The sequence below is a fragment of the Sphaerisporangium rufum genome, from assembly GCF_016863395.1.
GTDB lineage: Bacteria > Actinomycetota > Actinomycetes > Streptosporangiales > Streptosporangiaceae > Sphaerisporangium > Sphaerisporangium rufum.
This window is the reverse complement of sequence record NZ_BOOU01000007.1, coordinates 78,481-101,091: the sequence shown is the minus strand read 5'-3', so window position 1 is coordinate 101,091 and position 22,611 is coordinate 78,481. Positions and strand designations below refer to the sequence as shown.

The following is a 22,611-nucleotide window of genomic DNA, read 5'->3' as shown; positions in this document are numbered from 1 at the left end:
GCGCGGGCACCCGGCCCGCGGCGGATGGTACGGCGGCCCGGCGCGCCCGGGCCGGCCGGCGGCCGAGACGGGCCCGGCCGGTCATGGCGCGAACGGCAGCCGCAACCCGCCCTCGGGGACGAACGGCAGCCGCGACTCCATGGCGTGCTCCAGATCGGCCACGCAAGCCTGCTGGGAGGTGGTGGTGCCGGCCCCCTTCATACACTCGGTGTAGACACCGAGCTCGTCATCGAAGTAGGTCTGGAACCAGGCCACCGACGCGGCGAGCAGGATGGCGAGCGCCGACGTCACCAGACCGGCCACCGGCATGAACACCGGCGCGCGGCCGCCGGAGGCGGCCCGCCAGGCCCGCACGCACGCGACGGCGGCGAAGACGCCGAGGGCCAGACCGAGGACGGGCACCATGAACGTGAGCGCGATCGCGCCGATGGAGAGCAGCAGCGCCCGTCGCCCGATCTCGACCGCCGACGTCTCAGCGGATGGAAGCACCTGACCTCCTTGGCGTTGTGGAGCGGGCGGGCCGATACGCTGACTGCCGTACCGTCAACGTATCGCCCGAAGGAGTGCAGCCCTGTCGGCTCGGCTCGTGGTCCTCGTCTCCGGTTCGGGATCCAACCTACAGGCCCTGATGGACGCCGCCGCAGATGCCGCCTTCGGTGCGGAGATCGTCGCGGTCGGCGCCGACCGCGACGGCATCGAGGGCCTGGCCCGCGCCCGGCGCGCGGACCTGCCCGCGTTCGTCGTCAAGGTCACCGACCACGAGGGCCGCGAGGCGTGGGACGCCGCGCTGCACGCGCGGATCGCGGCACACCGCCCCGATCTCGTCGTCTCGGCCGGCTTCATGAAGATCCTCGGGCCCCGGGTGCTCGGGGCGTTCCCGGTCGTCAACACCCACCCCGCCCTGCTGCCCGCCTTCCCCGGCGCGCACGCGGTGCGCGACGCGCTGGCCTACGGGGTCCGGGTGACCGGCTGCACCGTCCACCTGGTGGACGCCGGGGTGGACACCGGGCCGGTCATCGCCCAGCAGGCCGTCGCGGTGCGCGACGGCGACGACGAGGCGAGCCTGCACGAGCGCATCAAGACCGTGGAGCGCCGGCTGCTGGTGGACGTCGTCGGGCGCATGGTGCGCGACGGCTGGAGTGTGACCGGCCGGCACGTCCGGCTCGGCGGCGGGCGCCCCGCGGCGTCCGGCGCCCCGGGCGGCGGCCGGTGAGCCGGTCTCGACCACGGATCGGCCGGGAGTCCGGACCGTCCGGAATCAAGGAGGAACACGAAGTGACCAGCATCGCCATCCGGCGCGCGTTGATCACGGTTCATGACAAGTCAGGTCTGGAGGAACTGGCCCGGGCACTGGACGCCGCGGACGTGGAGATCGTGTCCACCGGCGGCACCGCGTCGGCGATCGCCTCCTTCGGCGTGCCGGTGACCCCGGTGGAGTCGCTGACCGGCTTCCCCGAGTGCCTCGGCGGCCGGGTGAAGACGCTGCACCCGCGAGTGCACGCGGGCCTGCTGGCCGACGGCGCCGACCCCTCCCACGTCAAGCAGCTCGAAGAGCTGGAGATCGAGCCGTTCCAGCTCGTTGTGGTCAACCTTTACCCCTTCGAGCGGACGGTCGCCGGCGGTGCCGCCCCGGACGAGTGCGTCGAGCAGATCGACATCGGCGGCCCGGCGATGATCCGCGCGGCCGCGAAGAACCACGGGACGGTCGCCGTCGTGGTCGACCCGGCCGGCTACGGCGACGTGCTGCGCGCGGTGGCGCAGGGCGGGTTCACCGAGCCCGAGCGCCGGCGGCTCGCCGCCCGGGCCTTCGCCCGCACCGCCGCCTATGACACCGCCGTGGCCTCCTGGTTCGCGAGCGTGCACGCCCCGGAGGAGGAGGACGCCGGCTGGCCGTCGTTCATGGGGGCGACCTGGCGGCGCCGCGCGGTGCTGCGGTACGGCGAGAACCCGCACCAGGGGGCCGCCCTGTACACCGGCGGCGAGGGCGGCCTGGCGGCGGCCGAGCAGCTGCACGGCAAGGAGATGTCCTACAACAACTACGTCGACGCCGACGCGGCCTGGCGGGCGGCGTGGGACTTCGCCGAGCCGGCGGTGGCGATCATCAAGCACGCCAACCCGTGCGGGCTCGCGGTCGGCGCCGACGTGGCCGAGGCGCACCGCAAGGCGCACGCCTGCGATCCGCTGTCGGCCTACGGTGGGGTGATCGCGGTGAACGGCGAGGTCGGCGCCGAGCTGGCCGAGCAGATCGCACCGATCTTCACCGAGGTCGTGGTGGCGCCGTCCTTCACCGCCGAGGCGCTCGCGGTGCTGACCGCCAAGAAGAACATCCGGCTGCTGCGCTGCCCGGCCGGCCCGGCGAACCGGGTGGAGTATCGCCGGATCGACGGCGGCCTGCTGGCGCAGCGGGTGGACCGGGTGGACGCCCCCGGCGACGACCCGGCCTCCTGGGAGCTGAAGACCGGCCCGGCCGCCCCGCCCGAGATGCTGGCCGACCTGGCGTTCGCCTGGCGGGCCTGCCGGTCGGTGAAGTCCAACGCCATCCTGCTCGCCGCCGACCGCGCCACGGTGGGCGTCGGCATGGGCCAGGTCAACCGGGTGGACGCCGCCCGGCTGGCGGTGGCCCGGGCCGGCGAGCGGGCCGCCGGGTCGGTCGCCGCCTCCGACGCCTTCTTCCCCTTCGCCGACGGGCTGGAGATCCTGCTGGCGGCCGGGGTGACCGCGGTGGTGCAGCCCGGCGGCTCAGTCCGGGACGACGTCGTGGTGGAGGCCGCCGCCAAGGCCGGGATCACGCTCTACTTCACCGGCACCCGGCACTTCTTCCACTGAGCCGGGCCCGCCGGCCGCGCCGCGGGGGACCGACCGCCCGGTCCGTCCCCCGCGGCGCGCGCCGGGCCGGCCCGGCATGGAAGGATGGCGAGCTGTGAGCGCGCAGATTCTCGACGGCAAGGCGACCGCCGCCAAGATCAAGGCCGACCTCAAGGAGCGGGTGGCCGTGCTGGCCGCCCGCGGGGTCGTGCCCGGCCTCGGCACCATCCTGGTCGGTGACGACCCCGGCAGCCAGATCTACGTCGCGGGCAAGCACCGCGACTGCGCCGAGGTGGGCATCTCCTCGATCCGCCGCGACCTGCCGGAGACCGCCTCCCAGGTCGAGGTCGAGGCGGCGATCGACGAGCTCAACGCCGACCCGGCGTGCACCGGCTACATCGTCCAGCTGCCGCTGCCCCGGCACCTGGACGCCCAGGCGCTGATCGAGCGGATGGACCCGGCCAAGGACGCCGACGGCCTGCACCCGGTGAACCTCGGCCGGCTGGTGCACATGGTGGACGCCCCGCTGCCCTGCACGCCGCGCGGCATCGTGGCGCTGCTCCAGGAGTACGGCGTGCCGATCAAGGGCGCCGACGTCACGGTGATCGGCCGCGGCATCACCGTCGGCCGGCCGCTCGGCCTGCTGCTCACCCGGCGCACCGAGAACGCCACCGTCACGCTGTGCCACACCGGCACCCGAGGGCTGGCCGGCCGGGTCCGCGAGGCCGACATCGTGGTGGCCGCGGCCGGCGTGCCCGGCCTGATCACCGCGGAGATGGTGAAGCCCGGCGCCGCGGTGCTGGACGTGGGCGTCTCCCGGGTGGACGGCAAGCTCGCCGGCGACGTGGCGCCGGAGGTGCGGGAGGTCGCCGGTTTCGTGGCGCCCAACCCTGGCGGGGTGGGCCCGATGACCCGGGCGATGCTGCTCGCCAACGTCGTCGAGGCCGCCGAACGCCGCGCCGGCTGACCCTTTCCGCCCCGCGGATCCAGCGCCCCGCCGCGCCGAGGGGGTCGCCGCCCGAGCGCAGCCGGTCGACCAGGTCGGCGTTGCCGAGCAGCGAGAACACCAGGTGGTCGGTCGACGGCAATCGTGCGGCGGGCGCGTCCCGGCGTCCACGCCCACCGTGCGGCACGCCTGCGGTCGACCGGCCGCTCCCGGGGCCGGTCAGAGGCGGTCGGCCTCGGTCAGGTCGATGTCGATCTTGAAGGGTACGGTGAGTCGCAGCTTGTCGTGGAAGATGCCGGTCGGCACGTACTTCTTGGTCGCCGGGTCGATCTCGTAGACGTAGACCGTCGGGCGTCCCTTGTCCTGCTCCACCCGCCAGAAATGCTTGATGCCGGCTGTGGCGTACAGCTCGGGCTTGCGCTCCCGGTCGCGGGTCTCGGAGTCGGGGCTCACCACTTCGACCAGCAACACCGCGTCGGCGGCCTGGTAGGCGGTCGTGTCCGGCCCCGTCAGGGCGTCGGCGTGGATGACGGCGATATCCGGCTCCGGCCGCTGCCGCGGGCCGAGGATGATGCTCATCTCCCGGCGTACCCGGTATCGCTCGGGGGCGCAGCGTCGTAGCGCGGTGACGAGCAGGTCGACGATGACGGAGTGGAAGTCCTTCTGCGGGCTCACGAAGACCAAGCTTCCGTCAATCAACTCTGTGTGCGCGGGCAAATCCGGAAAGTGATCGAGGTCTTCTGCCGTGAATCCTTCCGGCGGCGGCCGCAGCCAGCCGGGAAGATGGGCATCTGTCACGATTTCGCTCCTGACCTGGACCGTCATGCCTTCACCGTAGCAATCACGCCCACGCTTGCCAGGAGAATTCTCCCGGTCCGGCCACCCCGTTCGCCGCCCGCTTCCGGCGCCGGGACGTCGCGTCCCGGCGGGCCGGCCGCCGAGACGCGGGCGACGGCCGGGTACGCCGGGACGCGGGCGAGCGGGTGCGTCCGGGGCTCAGCCGGCCGGCGCCGGGGCGGCGATCTCGCGCAGCCGCCGGGGGCCGTCCACCTCGTCGAACCAGGCGGCCTGCAGCACCCGGGCGACCACCTCCTTCCAGTGCCGGCGGACGACCGCCCGGATGGTGTCGTCCTGATACAGGCGGCGGCAGGCCTGGCAGTGGTGGCCGTACCGGCCCTCCCACTCGATGGACGGATCGTGCGACGCCGCCCAGGCGATCACCCGTTCCGGGCCCTCGTAGTGGATCCACAGCTTGAGGAAGTCCTGCTCGGCCTCCTGGACGGCCCGGCGCAGCGGCTCGGCACCCTCGGCGCGCCCGACGTTCAACTCGCCGATCGCGCGCAACCCGATGCCGCAGCAGGCGCCGATCCGGCCGTCGCCCTGCACGGTGTAGGTCTGCAGCACGCTGGGGCACCCGGTCCGCGAGCCCAGGTTGCCGCGGTCGGCGGCCGTGCCGGGCTCGTAGCGGTGGAACCGGTCGGGGCTGAGCGGCATCCACGGGCTGGACTTCACCGAGATCGCCGCCCGCCGCCCGGCGTCCAGCAGGTCCAGCGCCGGGTGGGCCAGCAGCCGGTCGCGGGTCATCTCGTTGCCGAGCTTCATCTCCACCATCACGTGCACGGGCAGATCGCGCTCGGCCGCGGCGACCATCGCGTAGGCCACCCGGTCAACCGGGACGAAGCGGACGTGCTCGTCGCCGGTGCTGTAGTTGATCTCGGTGAGCCCGGCGCCGGCCAGCGCGGCCACCCGGGCACGGGCCCGTTCCAGGCTCCGGGCCCAGTGCGCGTTGGTCACCAGCCGCACCGGGAACCCCCGGTCGCGCGCGTGCGTGATGCCGGCGAGCAGGTCGCGCCAGCGCAGCGTCGCCTCACCGCCGGTGAAGACGACGTTGTAGAAGCCCAGCTCGCGGGCCTCGTCGATCGCGGCGACGATCTGGGCGAGGTCCAGCCGGCCCGCGGCGTGCGGGCTGGACAGCGTGCCGCACTCGGCGCACGCGGCCGGGCAGGCGAAGGTCGGCATGATCGACAGAGTGCGCGGGCCGGCGAAGACGCCCCGGCCCGGGTCCGGCGCGCTCATCCGAGGTCCAGCGGGGAGTCCAGGTGCAGGTCCAGCGGCGCGTCCACGTCCAACAGCCTGCTGCGGCGCAGCAGGCCGGCCTGGTTCACCAGCGCGTCGACGGTGATGCGCAGCCACTCCGGGGAGATCGTCAGGTCTTCCTCCGGGTCCACGCCGCTGTGCGGGGTGGTGAAGTGGGTCTGCGGAGTGAAGCTCTGGGTGGAGGAGTGGTCGTGCCGGGTCTGGGCGTCCTGCACCTGGTCCTGGGTCTGGTGCTGTTGCACCTTGTGATCGGTGGTGACCGCGATGCCGGGCAGCAGGAAGTCGCTGTGGTGAATGAAGGGAGACGCGTCCGGCGCGATGCGGATTCCGGCGTCGTCGCGGATCGCGTTCCGGATGATGTCGAGTTCCGGGCTGCCGTGCCCGTGTTCCAGCACCGCTTCGGCGAAGTCGCGGGAGAACCGGGTCCGCTCGATCGGCTCGCCGCGTCGCTCCTCGGCGTAGGAGCGCAGCCAGTCGACCAGCTCGGCGTTGCCGAGCAGCGAGAACACCAGGCGGTTGGTCGACGACAGGCGTTGTGGCGGCAGGCCGACGTTCCCGGTGACCTTTGCCAGCACGCCGGCCGGGTCCTCGGCGAACCGCCGCCGCAGCGCGTCGTCGGCGCGCATCGCGGCGAACAGGGCGGGCACGCCGCCGGTGACGGCGTCGTCGCGTAATATCAGCGGCTCGCGGATCTCGCCGCCGCCGGCCTGGTCGGTCATACGTCCACCTCGTTCTCGCTCACGGTGCGCCGCCCCCGCCGGCCTCGCTGCGAGCATCCGCCCATCGCAGCCGTTCCGTCAATGACGAAACGGAGTCGCCCGCTCACCGTGCGCGGATCGGGCGGTGCGGTGCGCGCTTCGTCAGGCGGCGCCCGCGGCCGGCCGGTCCGCGGGCGGCCGCGCCGCGCCGCGCCGCAGGTAGGCGGCCAGCACGCCGAGGGCGAGCAGCGCCTGCCCGGCCACCAGCGCGGGTGACAGCGGTGAACCGCTGAACAGGGCCCACAGCAGCGGCGCGCAGCCGGCCGCGGCCAGGTCGGGGCCGGTCGCCGCCCAGATCAGCGGACCGGTGGGCACGGCACCGCCCGGGGTGTCGATCACCGGCATCGAGTGGTCGATCGGCGCCCGGCGGGCCATCCGCAGCGCGCCCGCGGCCAGGGCCGGTGCGGCGGCCGGTCCGAAGAGCCACCACGGGCCGCCGGGCAGCGGGCCGGCGGCGGCGAGCCCGGCCAATGCGAGGACGAGCCACCCGGCGCCGAGTAGCGCGGGCAGCACCGCCCGGGCGGCCAGCACCGCGCGCGGGTCGACGCCGAGCAGGCGGGCCAGCGCCGGATTGTCGCCGTCCCGCCGTGCGCCGGAGGTGCAGGTCGCGGCGGCGGAGAGCGCGCCGATGGCCAGCGTGACCAGCGTGAGCGTGGACGGGGTCCCGCTCGCCTGCCCGACCGCGGCGGGCAGCACCGTGCTGGCGAGCAGGCCCGCCGCCCGCCACGGGCGGCGGGACAGCAGCCGCCAGTCCGGCCAGGCCACCGCCATCGCGGCCGGCCAGGGGGGTGCCGCCGTTCCCCGCCCGGCCCGCGGGTCCGGAGCCGGACGGCGGGCGCCGAGGGAGGCGGACCGGCCGGCCGGCCGCGCCGGAGCGGGTGCGCCGGCGGCGTGCTGCGGGGCGAGGGCGAGTGGTCCCGGGGCGAGCGCGGTCGCGCCGGCGGCACGCAGTCTGGCGGGCCAGCGGCGGGAGCGCAGGATGCGGCCGCGCCACCGGTTGTCCTCGGCGGCCCAGGTCAACGCGCCGGGGTCCATGACGGTGGTCGCCGCCGCCAGGTGGCCGGCCCGGGTGGAGGCGGCCAGGACCTTCGAGGCGGGCATCCGGTCCAGCGCGGCCCACGCCCGCCGGCCCACCAGGGCGGCCGCCGCGGCGGTCAGGCCGGCGAGCGCCGCGCCGAGCGCGGCCGGCGCGGCGGCGACCGCGGCGAGCAGGCCGCGGCCGGGCCCGGCGCCCAGGACCGCCATCAGGACGGCCGCCACGGTGAGCACGGTGATCGCCGCCCGGGTCCCGGACTGCCACTGCTCGGACGCCTGGCCGAGCACGGCGGACGCCATGCCGCCGGCCGTGGCGGACATGCCGAGCACCACCGCCACGATCAGCCGCACGCCCACCTGGTCGGCTGCGCCCACCAGCGCGAGCGCGGCCACGCCGAGGACCGCCCCGCCCAGCAGCGCGGCCACCGCCAGTTCCACGGCGGAGCGGGCCAGCACCCCGCGGCGCGGCAGCGGCGACAGCACGAGCCAGGCGGCCTCCGCGGCCGGGAGTACGATCGGGCCGGCGGCGCGGGCGAGCGCGAGGAGGCCGGCCAAGGCCAGCGTCACCAGGGCGAACGCGGCGCCGAGCCGTCCGGGGGCGATCGGGTGCGCGACCGAGGCGATCGCCGAGCCGATCGGCCGGCTCGCCAGCAGGGCCGCCATCGCGAGCGCGAAGCCGGCGGTGTACCGATCCGTCCAGCGCGCCGGCCGGTGACGGCGCTCGCGGATGAAGCCCCGGACCGCGCGGACCCCGGTCACGCGGCGGTCTCCAGCAGCACGCGGCGGGTGGCGACGGCGTCGGCCAGGGCCGGGTCGTGCGTCGCCATCACCACCGCGCCGCCGGTCGCGGCGTACCCGGCCAGGTAGGACCCGAGCCGCCGCCGGAAGGCGGTGTCGAGCCCGCGTTCCGGCTCGTCCAGCAGCAGCAGCCGGCTCGGCCGCAGCAGGACCATCGCCAGGCACAGGCGCTGCCGCTGCCCGGTGGACAGCGCGAGGGGGGACACGTCGCCGCGTCCGGCCAGCTCGAAGGCGTCGAGCGCCGCGCCGACCTCCAGCCGGGCCGCGCCGTGCACCGCGTGCATGAGCTCCAGGTGCTCGCGCACGCTCAGGCCCGGATACCAGGCCGGCTCGTCGGCGGCCAGCACCACCTCGCGCCAGAACGCCGGCTCGTCGGCCGGTGGGCGGCCGAGCACGCCGAGCTCGCCCGCCGCCGGCGGCTGCAGCCCGGCCAGGCAGCGCAGCAGGGTCGACTTGCCCACGCCGTTCTCGCCGAGCACCGCGACGATCTCTCCGGGGGCGGCGGCCAGGTCCACCCCGCGCAGCACCGTACGGCCGGCCAGTTCCACGTCCATTCCACGCGCCGAGACGATCACCGCTCGACTCTACGGCGCCCGCCCGCCGCGCGCGGGATCGGGCGGGGTCACGAGGCGCGGCGGCCGGCGGTCTGCGGGGGCGGGGACTCGCCGGGGCCGGAGGTGCGCTGCGGCGGCACCACCGGGGTCGGCCGGACCAGGCCGAGCGCGACCACCTCGTTGGCGAGCCGGGTGCGCCGGTTGATCCCTTCGGGGATGCGGAACTTCTGGTAGAGCCGCAGCAGGTGCTGCTTGACCGCGGCCTCCGTCACCACCAGGTCGTCGGCGATCTCCCGCGCGGTCGCCGGGGCGACGAACGCCTCGTCCGACAGCGCCGGGCGGCACAGCGAGGTGAGCACGTCCACCTCGCGCCGGGTCAGCTCGGGCGCGGCCGCGCGGCGCAGCTCCACCTCGGGGGTGAAGTCCTCCCGCGGGACGCCGCCGACCCGGCAGCGCGCCGCGCCGAAGGAGACGACGTCGCCGTCGTCCAGCACCCTCCGGGCGATCGGCCGGCCGTTCACCCGGGTGCCGTTGCGGGACAGCCCGAGATCGACGACGTAAAGGTAAGGCCCGCGCCGGACGAACTCGGCGTGCAACCGCGACACGCTCGGGTCGGCCAGCCGCACGTCGACGCCCCGGCCGCGGCCGACCGTCGTGACCTCGGGGCGCAACGGGATGACCTCGCCGGTCTCCTCGACACGTATGAACGGCCCCTCCACGGCAGTTCCTCCCCAGGTAGCCCGCCGTTACTTGCGCTACAGCTGCGGCTTACCCAAAGGAGGGGTCGAGGAATCGTCCTTTGCCATATCGAGAATCGCACCAGAAATTGGTCTGGACCTTCGCGGCCGGTTTTACCAGCTCACGGGTAGACTTCCCGTGAAGATAAGCGGAGGAAACCACACATGGCGGACAACCCCACTAAAGGCCTCGCCGATGTCGTCGCCGCGTCCACCGCGCTGAGCGACATCGACGGCCGAGCCGGTCGCCTGTTCTACCGCGGCTACGACATCCACGACCTGGCGGGCCATGTCTCGTTCGAAGAGACGGCGCATCTGCTCCAGCACGGTGCGCTCCCCACCCGCCGGCAGCTGGCCGACTACGGCGCCGAGCTCGCCTCCGGGCGGGCGCTCGGCGCGCTGGCCGAAGGCAACGTCGCGGAGATCGCCGAGAAGCAGGGGCCGATGGAGGCCCTGCGCTCGCTGGTGTCGCTGGCCGGCGCGGAGGACGCGGACAAGGACTCCAACGAGGCGGCCGCGAACCGGCGCAAGGCCGCGCGGCTCACCGCGCAGCAACCCATCCTGGTCGCGCGCTACCACGCGGCGCGCAGCGGCGGGCGGGCCCCGGAACCGGATCCGGCGCGCAGCATCGCGGCGAACTTCCTGCTGCAGATCACCGGCCGGGAGCCGGACCCGCGGGCGGTGGAGATCTTCGACACCTGCCTGGTGCTGCACGCCGACCACACGATGAACGCCTCGACCTTCGCCGCCCGGGTCTGCGCGGCGACGCTGTCGGACATGCACTCGGCGATCGTGGCGGCCATCGGCACCCTCAAGGGCCCGCTGCACGGCGGGGCGAACGAGCAGGTCATGCGCACCCTGGAGAGCATCCCGGCGGACGGTGTCGCGCGGGCGGTGCGCGACCGGCTGGCCGCCGGCGAGAAGATCATGGGCTTCGGCCACCGCGTCTACAAGACCGAGGACCCGCGGGCGACGCACCTGCGCAAGATGTCCCGGGAGCTGGCCGAGGCGAGCGGCGACGACACCTACTATCGGATGTCGAAGGAGATGGAGGAGGTCGTCCACGCCGAGAAGGGGCTCTACCCGAACGTCGACTTCTACGCCGCGACGGTCTACCACTACCTCGGCATCCCGACCGACCTGTTCACGCCGGTGTTCTCGGTGAGCAGGATGGCCGGCTGGACCGCGCACGTGATCGAGCAGCACGCCGACAACCGGCTGATCCGCCCGGACAGCGAGTACATCGGAGAGCGTGACCAAAAGTGGGCGCCGATTGACGAGAGGTAGGGTCGGCCTGCCGTACCTGCTGGTCCTGGCCGGGGCGGCCGCCGGCCTCGGGGCGATGGCGCTGGGCCTGCCCGCGTGGGCGGGCTCGCTGGTCGTGTCCGCGGCGCTGCTCGGCGGCGCGGTCGCCCGGCTGGCCGGCCCGGACGGCGGCCAAGGCCTGCTCGCGGTCCGCGGCCGGCGGGCGGACGCGGTGACCTTCGCCCTCATCGGCGGCGCGCTCGCCGTGGTGGCCCTCACGGTGGCCCTGCCGGAGATCGTCGGCCGTGGGTAGCGGCGTGGGCGGACGATGGCCGGATCCGCCCCTTCGGGTAGCCTCACCGCGTCCGCGATAAGTCCGGTCCAGCCCAGTTCGTCAGAAGTTGTGAGAAGGGGAACCCCAAGCATGCCCAAGATCAAGGTAGCGGGTCCGGTCGTCGAACTCGACGGCGACGAGATGACCCGGATCATCTGGAAGTTCATCAAGGACCAGCTGATCCTCCCCTACCTGGACGTCGACCTGAAGTACTACGACCTGGGGATCGAGCACCGCGATGCCACCGACGACCAGGTGACGATCGACGCGGCCAACGCGATCCGCGAGCACGGCGTCGGCGTGAAGTGCGCGACCATCACCCCCGATGAGGCGCGGGTGGAGGAGTTCGGCCTGAAGAAGATGTGGCGGTCGCCGAACGGCACCATCCGCAACATCCTCGGCGGCGTCATCTTCCGCGAGCCGATCGTCATCGCCAACGTGCCCCGCCTGGTCCCCGGCTGGACCAAGCCCATCGTGATCGGCCGGCACGCCTTCGGCGACCAGTACCGGGCCACCGACATCAAGGTCCCCGGCGAGGGCACCCTGACGCTGACCTTCACTCCGAAGGACGGCTCGCAGCCGATGGAACTGGACGTCTTCGACTTCCCCGGCTCCGGCGTGGCGATGGCGATGTACAACCTCGACGAGTCGATCCGCGACTTCGCCCGTGCCTCCATGCGGTACGGCCTGGACCGCGGCTTCCCGGTCTACCTGTCGACGAAGAACACCATCCTCAAGACCTACGACGGCCGGTTCAAGGACATCTTCGCCGAGATCTTCGAGAGCGAGTTCAAGGCCGACTTCGAGGCCGCCGGCATCACCTACGAGCACCGGCTGATCGACGACATGGTCGCCGCCGCGATGAAGTGGGAGGGCGGCTACGTCTGGGCGTGCAAGAACTACGACGGTGACGTGCAGTCCGACACCGTCGCCCAGGGCTTCGGCTCCCTCGGCCTGATGACCTCGGTGCTGATGTCGCCGGACGGGCGCACCGTCGAGGCCGAGGCCGCGCACGGCACGGTGACCCGCCACTACCGCGAGCACCAGAAGGGCAACCCGACCTCCACCAACCCGATCGCCTCGATCTTCGCCTGGACCCGGGGCCTGGCGCACCGCGGCAAGCTGGACGGGCAGCCGGAGGTCACCGCGTTCGCCGAGACCCTGGAGCGGGTCTGCGTCGAGACCGTCGAGGCCGGTCAGATGACCAAGGACCTGGCGCTCATCGTCGGCGGCGACACCAAGTGGCTGACCACCCAGGAGTTCCTGGCCGCCCTGGACGAGAACCTCAAGCGCAAGATGGCGGCCTGACAGCGGCCTCCCGGGGCCGCCGCCCGGCCGCGCGGGCGGGCGGCGGCCCTGGCGGCGTTCTCCACGCGTCCCTCCGGGCTCGCTGAGATCACGGCGTGGTCTCGGCGGACCGGCGGAGCCCCGGCGGGATCGTATGGTTCTCTTGGTCGACATTTGACGAACCACGGGGACAAGAATGCCGAACATCGGCCCGCTGGACCGGGGAGACCCCGACCGGCTCGGCCCTTTCCGGCTCGCCGGCCGTATCGGCGAGGGTGGCCAGGGCGTGGTCTACCTGGGCGAGAGCGCCACCGGCGAGCGTGCCGCGATCAAGCTGCTGCACGTCAAGTTCAGCGGCGACCGCACGGCGCGGTCGCGGTTCGCGCGGGAGCTGCGAGCCGCCGAGCGGGTGGCGTCGTTCTGCACCGCGCGGGTGCTGGCCGCCGATCTGGACGGCGACACGCCCTACATCGCCAGCGAGTACATCGACGGGACGTCGCTGCGGGAGACCGTGGAGGGCTCCGGACCGCTGTCCGGCAGCGCGCTGCAGCGGCTGGCCGTCGGCACGGCGACCGCGCTGACCGCGATCCACCAGGCCGGCATCGTGCACCGCGACTTCAAGCCGGACAACGTGCTCATGGCCGCGGACGGCCCCCGGGTCGTCGACTTCGGCATCGCCCGCATCCTGGACTCCACCGGCACCATCACCAGCCGGGCCGTCGGCACCCCCGCCTACATGGCGCCCGAGCAGATCTCCGGCGGCGAGGTCGGCCCGCCCGCCGACGTGTTCGCCTGGGCGTCGACGGTGATGTTCGCCGCCACCGGGACCGCGCCGTTCGGCGGCCGGTCGATCGCGGCGGTGCTCAACCGGGTGCTCAACCACGAGGTCGACGTCGAGGAGCTGTCCGAGCCGCTGCGCGGGGTGGTGCGCTCCTGCCTGCACAAGACGCCGGACGAGCGGCCGACCGCCGACCGCATCCTGCTGCGCCTGCTCGGCCACGCGGGGGCGGACGGCGTGGACGGCGGGGACGGCGCCTCCACCGCGGTGCTCAGCGAGGGCGCGGAGGTGGCGAGCCGGCGGACGGTCGAGACCGCCCGTCGCGCGGCCCGCGCGGTGCCGCCGGCCGCGGCCCCGCCGGCCGCCCCGGCGCCGGCCGTCCCCCGGCGCCGGTCGTGGCGCGGCCGGCTCGTCGCCGCCGTCCTCGGCCTGCTGGTGCTGGGCGGCGGCGGCGCGTACGCCGTCGACCGGTATGGCCTGCCGTTCGGCCGGGGCGGCGGGGTGGCGGCCGCGGTGCCGAGCCGGACGGCGCCGAGCCCGGGCGTGTACTCCTCGGTGCTGGACAAGGTGGCCGCGACCGGCCGGCTCACCATCGCGGTACGTGACCTGCTGCCGGGGGTGGCGCTGCTCGACAACGGCGAGTGGGGCGGCTTCGAGGTGGAGGTCGGCAGGTACATCGCGCGCCGGCTCGGCGTGCCGCCGGACGGGGTCGTATTCGACGCCGCCGGCTCGGCCCAGCGACTCGCCATGCTCGACTCGGGCCAGGCCGACCTGGTCATCGCCACCTACCCGATCCGGGCGGGCGCGCCGATCACCCTGGCCGGCCCCTACTACCTGGCCCACGTGGACCTGCTGGTGCGCCAGGGCGATCCGTTCCGGCGGCTCGGCGACCTGGCGGGCCGGCGGATGTGCTCGCCGGGGTCCAACGCGTCGGTCGGTATCGTGCAGGACGCGGTCAAGGTGCGGCTGGTGTCGGCCGACAACTACGCCGACTGCATGTCCCTGCTGCGCGAGGGCAAGGTCGACGCGGTTCCGGGTGACGATCTGCTGCTGGCCGGGTTCGCCAACCGCGAGAGCATCCGCTACAAGGTGCTCGGCGCGCGGCTCACCGACGAGCGGTACGCGGTGGGGGTGCGCCGGGGCGACGTGGAGACCTGCGAGGCGGTCCGGGACGCGGTCGACCGCATGTGGGCGGACGGCACCGCCATCGCGCTGCTGCGCAAGTACTTCGGCAAGGTCGCCTTCCGGTTCGAATCCGAGCGGCCCACGCCGGTGAGCTGCCGCTGAGGCGGCCGGCTCATGAGTCCGGGGCGGCGGAGGCCCGGATGTCGTCGGCGGTCTGGTGGGTCCAGGCGAGGATGGCGCGCAGCTGCATGATGCCGAGGTCCAGGGCGTAGTGGCCGATGTCGCCGCCGCCCTGTCCGGACATGTGCACCTTTTTCATCTCCTCCAGCCCGTCCAGCCTGGCCTGGGTGGCGTCGGCCATGCGTTCGAGCGCCTCCAGCGCCTGTGGCGGCTCCAGCAGCGGCAGCAGGAACGCCTGCAGCGACTGCTCGCTGCGCATGGTCCCGCTCGGGGTGTGCGACACCAACCAGTCGCGCATCGTCGCCGCGCCGTGTTCGGTGATCGTGTAGATCTTGCGCCCGCGCGGCCCCGGCTGGGCCACGCTGATCAGGCCGTCGGCCGCCATCCGGTTGAGCTCGGGGTAGATCTGGCTGTGCTTGGCCTGCCAGACATGGTTGATCGTCAGCGTGAACATCTTGGTCAGGTCATAGCCGCTGGCCGGTCCGGCGAATGACAGCAGTCCGAGGAGGGCGACGCGGAGCGACATGCCGACCATGCTAGCCATCACGGATATGTTCACTGTGACATATGGAATGTCTTCTACCAGGTGATCGGCCGGCAGGGGAGAGTTTGCGCTCCTGTGAGGTTCGCCGGGACCTTCGCGCGCGTGTCGGACGGCGCGACGCGGCCCGCGGGGCGTTCAATGGTCGCGAACGGGGGTCGGGTTCCATGGTTCTGCTCTCGGCGGGGTTCACCGCCGGTCTGGTCGCGCTCGCGGTCGCGGGCGTCCCCGCGGCGGCGCCCGGCGGTGTCCGGGCCGGCGGCGCCGATCTGGCGGTGCGCCTCGCGGTCCGGCCGCGGGTGGCGCAGCCCGGCCAGTGGCTGACCTACCAGGCGCGGGTGCGCAACTCCGGCCCCGGCGACGCGGTGCTTCCGGTGCTGACCATCCGGGTCCCCGACGAGGTGGACGTGGCCGCCGTCAACGTGACCACCTGCCGTCCGGGGCGGTCCGGGCACGTGGTGGTGTGCCCCTCCTCGGCGGACATCCCGGCCGGCGCCACCGGCGCGGTGACCGTGGTCGGCCTGGTGAGCCCGGACGCCCGGGGCCCGCTGCGGGCGTCGGCCCGGCTGAGCTCGGAGGTGGTCGACGGGCGCGACGCCGACAACCGCGCGGTGGTGACGACCCGGGTGGACGAGGGCGCCGACCTGGCCGTCCGCCTGTCGGCCTCCCCGCCGAGCGCCCGGCCCGGGCAGCGGTTCACCGTCACCGCCGCGGTGCGCAACGCCGGCCCGCACGCGGTCGCCGACGCCCGGATGCGGCTCACCGGGCGCGACGCCCGTTTCCTGTCCGCCCGCGGGGCCCGGTGCGCCGCCCGGGGCGGCCGGGTCGGGTGCGCGCTGCACCCGATCCGGCCGGGGGCCCGCGGCACGCTCAGCCTGGTCTTCCGGGTGCCGCGCGGCGCGGCCGGCCCGGCCGCCGCTGAGGCGATGATCTACTCCCGCCGGTTCGGCGACCGCCGGCCGGCCGACAACCTCGCCCGCGCCCGGGTGCCGGTACGGCCGGCCGGCCGCCGGAGTGGCCGCCGGCGTGCGGCCGGCCCGCACGTCAGCGGGTGAGCGCCGCCCAGGCGTCGCCGACGATCGTGCGCAGGCCGGCGTGCTCGGCCTTCCAGCCCAGCTCGCGCCGGATGAGTTCGGAGGAGGCGACCAGCACCGCCGGGTCGCCCGCGCGGCGCTCGCCGACCACCGCCGGGATCGGATGGCCGGTGATCTCCCGGCACGTCTCGATCACCTCCTGGACCGAGAACCCGCTGCCGCTGCCCAGGTTGTAGATCTGGTGGCCGCCGGGCCGGCAGGCGTCCAGCGCCAGCAGGTGCGCCTCGGCCAGGTCGGTGATGTGGATGTAGTCCCGCACGCAGGTGCCGTCCGGCGTGGGGTAGTCGGTGCCGAAGACGCTCACCGACTCGCGGCGGCCGAGCGCCACGGCCAGCACGTTCGGGATGAGGTGGGTCTCCACCGCGTGCCGCTCGCCGTACACCCGGCCGTCGGCGCCGGTGTGCGCGCCGGCGACGTTGAAGTAGCGCAGGCTGACCGCGCCCAGGCCGTGCAGACCCGCGTACGCCGTCAGCGCGGTGTCCACCGCGAGCTTGGAGGCGCCGTAGGGGTTGGTCGGCCGGGTGGGCGCCGTCTCCGGGATCGGGGTGCTCTCCGGCTCGCCGTAGGTGGCGGCGGTCGAGGAGAACACCATGCGCCGGACCCCGGTCTCGCGCATGGCGTCCAGCAGCGCCAGCGTGCCGCCGAGATTGCTGGACCAGTAGAGGCCGGGCCGGGCCACCGACTCGCCGACCAGCGACCGGGCGGCGAAGTGCAGCACCCCGTCGAAACCCCCGGCCAGCACACCCGCGGCCTCGGTGATCGGCGCCTGGACGAAGGCGGCCCCGTCCGGCACGGCGTCGGCGTGGCCGGTGGACAGGTCGTCCAGCACGGTGACGTCGTGCCCGGTATCGACCAGCCGGGCGGCCACGGCGCTCCCGACGTACCCCGCGCCCCCGGTTACCAGAAGCTTCACTGTGCCGCCCTTCGTGGGAACTTGTGTGATCCTGTCGGAAATTGTACGACCTAAGCCTACGCTGTGCCCGATGACGGACGGTAAGTCACCACCGGGTACGCTGACCAGATCATCATCATCTGAGCCTTCTGCGAACGGACTCGATCGACGTGCAGAACCTCGCGGTGAACATCCTCCTCGTGCTGGTCTTCGTGCTGATCGGCGGGTTCTTCGCGGCAGCCGAGATCGCCATGGTCTCGCTGCGCGAGAGCCAGGTGCGCCGGCTCGCCGAGGAGGGCCGCCGCGGGGCGCGCGTCGCCCGGCTGGCCCGCGACCCCAACCGCTTCCTGTCCGCGGTGCAGATCGGGGTCACCCTGGCCACCGTGCTGTCGGCCGCGGTGGGCGCCGACACCCTGGCCGGCCAGCTGGAGCCGGTCTTCGCCGGCACGTCGCTGCCGTCCGGGGCCGCCAAGCCGCTGTCGCTGGCGGTGGTGACCATCGCCATCACCTACGTCACGCTGGTGCTCGGCGAGCTGGCACCCAAGCGGCTGGCCCTGCAGCGCGCCGAAGGGCTGTCGATGCTGGCCGCGCCGTTCCTGGACCGGCTGGCGGCACTGTCCCGGCCGGTGATCTGGCTGCTGTCGAAGTCCACCGACGGGGTGGTCCGGCTGGTCGGCGGCAACCCCGAGGCCGACCGCGCCGCGATGACCACCGAGGAACTGCGCGATCTGGTGGTCGCGCACGAGGAACTGCCCCAGGACGAGCGCGACCTGATCGACGAGGTGTTCACCGCGGGCAAGCGCGCCCTGCGCGAGGTCATGCTGCCGCGCACCGAGGTCGAGTTCATGGCGGCCGACACCCCGCTCGCCGAGGCCGCCGTGCTCGCCGCCGCGATGCCGCACTCGCGCTTCCCGGTGTACCGCGACTCCTACGACGACGTCATCGGGTTCGTCCACGTGCGCGACCTGCTGGATCCGGTGCTCGTCGGCCGGATCGAGCCGATCAGCGAGCTGGTGCCGATCCGCCCGGTCAAGCTGCTGCCCGCCTCGAAGCGGGTGCTGTCCACGCTGACCGAGATGCGCAACGACGGCCACCATCTGGCGATCGTGGTGGACGAGTACGGCGGCACCGCCGGCATCGTGACCATGGAGGATCTGGTCGAGCAGCTCACCGGTGACATCCGTGACGAGTACGACGCCGACGGGCGGCCGGTGCGGCTGGCGGCCGGCGAGATCGAGATCGAAGGCCTGGTCAACCTGGACGACTTCGCCGCCGAGACCGGCATCCGGCTGGAACCCGGGCCGTACGAGACGCTCGGCGGCTACCTGATGGCCGCGCTCGGCCGGCTGCCCGGGCACGGTGACACGGTGGACGGCCCCGGCCACTCGCTGGAGGTGACCGAGATGGACGGCCGGCGGGTCGCCCGGGTGCGGGTGGTCAAGCGGATCGTCGCCGACGCCGCGGACGCCCCGCCCGCCGGGGCGGAGGACCGGGCCGCGGGAGACCGGGCCACCGCGCAGGGCCGGGCCGCCGCAGCGGACGGCGCCGGTGCGCGAGGTCGGACGGACGCGGGAGACCGGGAGGTCCCGCCCGCCGATGAGGGTGCGGGCGGCGGCCCGGCGGCCTGACCGCCCGCGGTACCGGGCCATCAGGTCGCGGACCCTGCCCGGCACCTGACAGAATCAGGGACCATGGCCAGACCTCGTGCACTCTCCGGCATCCAGCCGACCGCCGACTCCTTCCACCTCGGCAACTACCTGGGCGCCGTCCGGCAGTGGGTCGGCATGCAGGAGACGCACGACGCCTTCTACTTCATCGCCGACCTGCACGCGCTCACCGTCCACCCCTCGCCGGCCGAGGTGCGCCGCCGCACCCGGGTCGCCGCGGCCCAGCTCTTCGGCGCCGGCATCGACCCCGAGCGCAGCACGCTGTTCGTGCAGAGCCACGTGCGCGAGCACGCCGAGCTGGCCTGGATGCTGATGTGCGAGACCGGCATGGGCGAGGCCGGCCGGATGACCCAGTACAAGGACAAGGTGGCCAGGCTCGGCGAGAGCGCCGCCGGGGTCGGCCTGTTCGCCTACCCCATGATGATGGCGGCCGACATCCTGCTGTACCAGACCGACCAGGTGCCGGTGGGCGCCGACCAGAAGCAGCACCTGGAGATCACCCGCGATCTCGCCCAGCGGTTCAACAGCCGGTACGGGCCGACCTTCACCGTGCCCGAGCCCTACATCGTCAAGGAGGTCGAGAAGATCGCCGACCTGCAGGATCCGCTGGCCAAGATGTCCAAGACGTCGTCCGGCCCGCAGGGCCTGCTGGAGGTGCTGGAGGAGCCCGGCCCACTGCGCAAGAAGATCATGCGGGCGGTGACCGACACCGGCTCGGAGGTGGTCGCCGACCCGGAGAACAAGCCGGGCGTCACCAACCTGCTGCGCATCCAGTCGGTGCTGACCGGCACCCCGGTGCCCGAGCTGGAGGCGCGGTACGCCGGGCAGGGTTACGGCACCTTCAAGAAGGACGTCGCCGAGGTGGTGACCGACACCTTCGCCCCGATCCGCGAGCGGGTCGTCAAGCTGCTGGCCGACGAGGCCGAGCTGGACAAGCTGCTGGCCATCGGCTCGGCCCGCGCCGCGGCCATCGCCCGCGAGACCATGGCGTCCGCCCGGGAGAACCGCGGCCTGCTGCCCAAGGTCTAGCGCCGCGCCGCCCGGCCGCCCCGCCCGGCCGCCGGGCGGGGCGGCCGGGAAAGGCCGCATCACCCGCGGCCCGGCGGGCATACCGGCCGCGCTGCGGGTAGATGCGAGTAATGGGAAGCGCGTGGGCCTCGATCCCGCACCGGATCGAGGCGGCGAAAGAACGCGGCCGGGCCGCGACCGAGCACTACCGCATCCGCTGGGCATGGTTCGACCACCTGCTGCGCACCGTGCACCGCTACCAGAGCCAGCGCGGCGACCGGCTGGCCGGCGGCATCACCTACTTCGCGTTCCTGTCGTTCTTCCCGCTGCTCGCGCTGGCCTTCGCGCTGGCCGGATACGTGGTCGCGGTGCGCGCCGACCTGCGGGACGTGATCATCTATACGATCAACCGGCAACTGCCCGGCCTGGCGGACCAGGTGAACATCGGACAGCTCGCCGAGGCGCGCCGCGGCGCCGGCGTCATCGGCCTGCTCGGCCTGCTCTACGCCGGGCTGGGCGCGATCGACGCGCTGCGCGAGGCGCTCCGCGAGATGGTCGTGAGCTGCGAGGAGCCGCTGAACTGGTTCCTCGGCAAGCTGCGCGACCTGGTGGCGCTGCTGCTGATCGGCGGGGCCGGCGTGCTGTCGGTGCTGGTCGGCGGGTTCGCCGTGCAGGCCACCGGCACCGTGCTCGGCTGGATCGGCCTCGGCGACTCGATGGTCGCCACCGTCCTGGTGCGCACCGCCGGCGTGGTGATGAGCGTCGTGGCCGACATGCTGGTGTTCCTGATCATCCTCACCTGGCTGGGGAAGGTGGGCAAGCCGCTGATCACCGTGCTCAAGGGGGCGCTGCTCGGCGCCATCGGGTTCGGCCTGCTCAAGCAGCTGGCGACCCTGCTGCTCGCCCACACGCTGACCAACCCGATCTACGGGGCGTTCGCCGTGGTGGTCGGCCTGCTGGTCTGGATCAACCTGGCCGCCCGCCTCTCGCTGTATGTGGCGGCGTGGACGTCCACCGCCGACGGCGCCCCGCCGCCGGAGCCGACGCCGATGCCGGTCAACGAGTTCGCCTGACCGTCCCGGCGGGACGCCGCGCCGCCGCCCGGATCAGTCGTGGTCGACCTGGTGCGGACCGCCGCCGGGCGAGGAGGCCGCGCCGGCCCGCGCCCGCCGCCGCACGCCGTACACGATCCACACCGCGCCGCCGAGCAGGGCGACCGCCAGTACCAGGGCGCCGGCTCCCACCACCGGGGAGTCGTCGGCCACCTCGGCGGGCGGCACGGGACGGCCGGCCGGGGGAGCGGCCTTCGGCGGGCCGCCGACCGGCCGGGTGGGCTTGACCGAGGGCACCGGTCCGACCAGGGCGCCGACCGGGGTCACCTTCCCCCGGGCGGCGAACCCCCAGTCCAGCAGGTCCTCGACCTCCTTCCAGAACCCGCCCTCGTGATGCATGATCGACACGATGATGGTGTGGCCGTCCCGCCGGGCGGCGCCGACGAAACTGCCGAGCGCCTTGCTCGTCCAGCCGTTCTTCACGCCGAGCATGCCGGGGTAGCGGCCGAGCAGCCGGTTGTGGTTGGCGATCTGGTAGTGCTTGCCGCCGGGAGCAGGGAACTCCGCGACCTTGGTGCTGATGTAGCGGCGGAAGTCGGGGTGGCCGAGCCCGGCGCGGGCGATCAGTGCCAGGTCGTAGGCCGAGCTGCTCTGGCCCGGCTTGTCCAGGCCGTTCGGCGTCTTGGCCACGGTGTCCGTCGCGCGCAGCCGGCGGGCCTCGGCGTTCATGTCGGCCAGCGTGCGGGCCAGGCCGCCGTTCGCCTCGGCCAGCGCCACCGCCGCGTCGTTGCCGGAGACCATCATCAGCGCCCGGAACAGGTCCTCGATCGTGTAGATCCGGTGCCGGGTCAGGCCGACGGCGCTGCCCTCCTGGTTGCAGGCCTCCGCGCTCGGCAGCACCGTCCGGTTCTTCTTCAGCCGGGGGATGAGGGTGACCGCGGTGAGGATCTTGAGGGTGCTGGCCGGCAGGTAGCGGCCGTGCGGATCCTTGGCGGCCAGTACCTGGCCGGTGTCGGCGTCGGCCACCACGAAGGCGGACGCCTCGGTCTTCGGCAGCCGCCGGGCGTTCTCGGCGACCACCACGCCGCGGCCCGCCAGCAGCGCGCCGCCGACGGGCCCGCCGTCGTCGGACGCGGCGCGCGCGCCGCCGCCCGGGACGGCGAGTGCCAGTCCGCCGGCCAGCGCGATGGCGCCGATGACAGTTACGTGCTTCATCCCCATAGGGAAATCAGCGTAGCTTTGTCGCTTTTCATGTGGGGCAAGACACGACAAAGATCGCGAAGAGCCTGGTCAATGGCGCGCGGTAACATGGAGGAGGTGAAGATGACACGACGCGTCGCGGCGTTCCTGCTGGTGCTGGCCGCCTTCATGGCCGTGGAGTGGGTCAACCTCGCCGTCAACCTGGCTGACGGGCATCCCACCGCCTTCTACGTCGTGCACGGCGTTCTGGTCGGGGTCAACCTCCTGCTCGCCCTGGCGCTGGGCATCGTGGGATGGCGCGGCTGGCGGGGTGGCTCGCTTACGAGCTCCGCGGGGAGGGCAGATGATTAACGACCGCTTTGCGGTCGGCCGTCGGTAGGTGAGTCCTCTCTCCGATCTGCCAGCCTGGCCGAGTTAAGAGATAAGGCGTGGCGGACTGGGGTGCCCGTACGGGTTGGCGGATTTCCTGGCGCGGCGG

General features: G+C 73.7%; 22 protein-coding genes. 12 read left to right on the top strand and 10 right to left on the bottom strand.

The features are described from left to right. Positions 1-81 precede the first annotated feature (81 nt). A complete protein-coding gene (locus Sru01_RS02800; RefSeq protein ID WP_203982231.1) occupies positions 82-489 on the bottom strand; it encodes a hypothetical protein in 408 nt (135 codons plus the stop codon). A gap of 82 nt (positions 490-571) precedes the next feature. On the opposite strand from Sru01_RS02800, the gene purN reads away from it, so the two are divergent. From purN to Sru01_RS02785, 3 genes are all read left to right on the top strand, one after another. Further along, entirely contained in the window at positions 572-1,213 is a 642-nt protein-coding gene (gene purN / locus Sru01_RS02795) for a phosphoribosylglycinamide formyltransferase (protein WP_203982270.1), read from the top strand. A gap of 62 nt (positions 1,214-1,275) precedes the next feature. Beyond that, on the top strand, positions 1,276-2,826 hold the full coding sequence (purH, locus tag Sru01_RS02790; RefSeq protein ID WP_203982230.1) for a bifunctional phosphoribosylaminoimidazolecarboxamide formyltransferase/IMP cyclohydrolase: 1,551 nt from the start codon (positions 1,276-1,278) through the stop codon (positions 2,824-2,826). Positions 2,827-2,920: 94 nt separating this feature from the next. Then, positions 2,921-3,772, top strand: a complete 852-nt coding sequence (locus tag Sru01_RS02785) for a bifunctional methylenetetrahydrofolate dehydrogenase/methenyltetrahydrofolate cyclohydrolase (protein ID WP_203982229.1) — start codon at positions 2,921-2,923, stop codon at positions 3,770-3,772. Between the two features lie 198 nt (positions 3,773-3,970). On the opposite strand, the gene Sru01_RS02780 is transcribed toward Sru01_RS02785, so the two are convergent. The 6 genes from Sru01_RS02780 to Sru01_RS02755 all read right to left on the bottom strand — a co-directional run bounded on the left by Sru01_RS02780 (position 3,971) and on the right by Sru01_RS02755 (position 9,712). Continuing rightward, positions 3,971-4,576 (bottom strand): Uma2 family endonuclease, encoded by a 606-nt coding sequence (locus Sru01_RS02780; RefSeq protein ID WP_203982228.1) that lies wholly within the window; start codon positions 4,574-4,576, stop codon positions 3,971-3,973. A 171-nt stretch (positions 4,577-4,747) separates the two neighbouring features. After that, on the bottom strand, positions 4,748-5,827 hold the full coding sequence (locus Sru01_RS02775; RefSeq protein WP_203982227.1) for a radical SAM protein: 1,080 nt from the start codon (positions 5,825-5,827) through the stop codon (positions 4,748-4,750). Continuing rightward, positions 5,824-6,567: a hypothetical protein gene (locus Sru01_RS02770; RefSeq protein ID WP_203982226.1), complete on the bottom strand. Its 744-nt coding sequence runs from the start codon at positions 6,565-6,567 to the stop codon at positions 5,824-5,826. The genes Sru01_RS02775 and Sru01_RS02770 overlap by 4 nt, the downstream gene beginning before the upstream one ends. A 141-nt stretch (positions 6,568-6,708) precedes the next feature. Continuing rightward, complete coding sequence (locus Sru01_RS02765; protein WP_203982225.1) at positions 6,709-8,400, bottom strand: DUF6297 family protein; 1,692 nt, start codon at positions 8,398-8,400, stop codon at positions 6,709-6,711. After that, positions 8,397-9,014 (bottom strand): heme ABC exporter ATP-binding protein CcmA, encoded by a 618-nt coding sequence (ccmA, locus tag Sru01_RS02760; RefSeq protein WP_239136813.1) that lies wholly within the window; start codon positions 9,012-9,014, stop codon positions 8,397-8,399. The genes Sru01_RS02765 and ccmA overlap by 4 nt, the downstream gene beginning before the upstream one ends. A 47-nt stretch (positions 9,015-9,061) precedes the next feature. Then, the gene (locus Sru01_RS02755; RefSeq protein WP_203982224.1) at positions 9,062-9,712 is read right to left on the bottom strand and encodes an FHA domain-containing protein; all 651 of its coding nucleotides are present in this window, start codon (positions 9,710-9,712) and stop codon (positions 9,062-9,064) included. A 183-nt stretch (positions 9,713-9,895) separates the two neighbouring features. On the opposite strand from Sru01_RS02755, the gene Sru01_RS02750 reads away from it, so the two are divergent. From Sru01_RS02750 to Sru01_RS02735, 4 genes are all read left to right on the top strand, one after another. Then, entirely contained in the window at positions 9,896-11,017 is a 1,122-nt protein-coding gene (locus Sru01_RS02750; RefSeq protein WP_203982223.1) for a citrate/2-methylcitrate synthase, read from the top strand. Next, positions 11,004-11,288, top strand: a complete 285-nt coding sequence (locus Sru01_RS02745) for a DUF3017 domain-containing protein (protein ID WP_203982222.1) — start codon at positions 11,004-11,006, stop codon at positions 11,286-11,288. Before Sru01_RS02750 ends, Sru01_RS02745 begins: the two co-directional genes overlap by 14 nt. A 111-nt stretch (positions 11,289-11,399) precedes the next feature. Beyond that, positions 11,400-12,617: an NADP-dependent isocitrate dehydrogenase gene (locus tag Sru01_RS02740; RefSeq protein ID WP_203982221.1), complete on the top strand. Its 1,218-nt coding sequence runs from the start codon at positions 11,400-11,402 to the stop codon at positions 12,615-12,617. Between the two features lie 175 nt (positions 12,618-12,792). Next, a complete protein-coding gene (locus Sru01_RS02735) occupies positions 12,793-14,661 on the top strand; it encodes a serine/threonine-protein kinase (protein WP_203982220.1) in 1,869 nt (622 codons plus the stop codon). Positions 14,662-14,671: 10 nt separating this feature from the next. Here Sru01_RS02735 and Sru01_RS02730 read toward each other — a convergent pair whose 3' ends face one another. Beyond that, positions 14,672-15,223, bottom strand: coding sequence for a PadR family transcriptional regulator (locus tag Sru01_RS02730; protein WP_239136811.1), 552 nt, complete (start codon positions 15,221-15,223; stop codon positions 14,672-14,674). A gap of 164 nt (positions 15,224-15,387) precedes the next feature. Between Sru01_RS02730 and Sru01_RS02725 the strand changes: the two genes are divergently transcribed. Continuing rightward, positions 15,388-16,275 carry a COG1361 family protein gene (locus tag Sru01_RS02725; protein ID WP_203982219.1) on the top strand — a complete coding sequence of 296 codons (888 nt, stop codon included), beginning with the start codon at positions 15,388-15,390 and terminating at the stop codon, positions 16,273-16,275. On the opposite strand, the gene galE is transcribed toward Sru01_RS02725, so the two are convergent. Beyond that, on the bottom strand, positions 16,265-17,227 hold the full coding sequence (gene galE / locus Sru01_RS02720; RefSeq protein ID WP_203982218.1) for a UDP-glucose 4-epimerase GalE: 963 nt from the start codon (positions 17,225-17,227) through the stop codon (positions 16,265-16,267). The two genes, Sru01_RS02725 and galE, sit on opposite strands and share 11 nt — an antisense overlap. A gap of 164 nt (positions 17,228-17,391) precedes the next feature. On the opposite strand from galE, the gene Sru01_RS02715 reads away from it, so the two are divergent. From Sru01_RS02715 to Sru01_RS02705, 3 genes are all read left to right on the top strand, one after another. Beyond that, a complete protein-coding gene (locus Sru01_RS02715) occupies positions 17,392-18,834 on the top strand; it encodes a hemolysin family protein (RefSeq protein ID WP_239136809.1) in 1,443 nt (480 codons plus the stop codon). A 63-nt stretch (positions 18,835-18,897) separates the two neighbouring features. Beyond that, on the top strand, positions 18,898-19,902 hold the full coding sequence (trpS, locus tag Sru01_RS02710) for a tryptophan--tRNA ligase (protein ID WP_203982217.1): 1,005 nt from the start codon (positions 18,898-18,900) through the stop codon (positions 19,900-19,902). 110 nt (positions 19,903-20,012) lie between these two features. Beyond that, positions 20,013-20,954, top strand: a complete 942-nt coding sequence (locus tag Sru01_RS02705) for a YihY/virulence factor BrkB family protein (RefSeq protein WP_203982216.1) — start codon at positions 20,013-20,015, stop codon at positions 20,952-20,954. A 33-nt stretch (positions 20,955-20,987) separates the two neighbouring features. On the opposite strand, the gene Sru01_RS02700 is transcribed toward Sru01_RS02705, so the two are convergent. Further along, entirely contained in the window at positions 20,988-22,148 is a 1,161-nt protein-coding gene (locus Sru01_RS02700; RefSeq protein WP_239136807.1) for a D-alanyl-D-alanine carboxypeptidase family protein, read from the bottom strand. A 108-nt stretch (positions 22,149-22,256) separates the two neighbouring features. On the opposite strand from Sru01_RS02700, the gene Sru01_RS02695 reads away from it, so the two are divergent. Beyond that, positions 22,257-22,484 carry an SCO4848 family membrane protein gene (locus Sru01_RS02695; protein WP_239136805.1) on the top strand — a complete coding sequence of 76 codons (228 nt, stop codon included), beginning with the start codon at positions 22,257-22,259 and terminating at the stop codon, positions 22,482-22,484. The last annotated feature ends 127 nt before the right edge of the window (positions 22,485-22,611 follow it).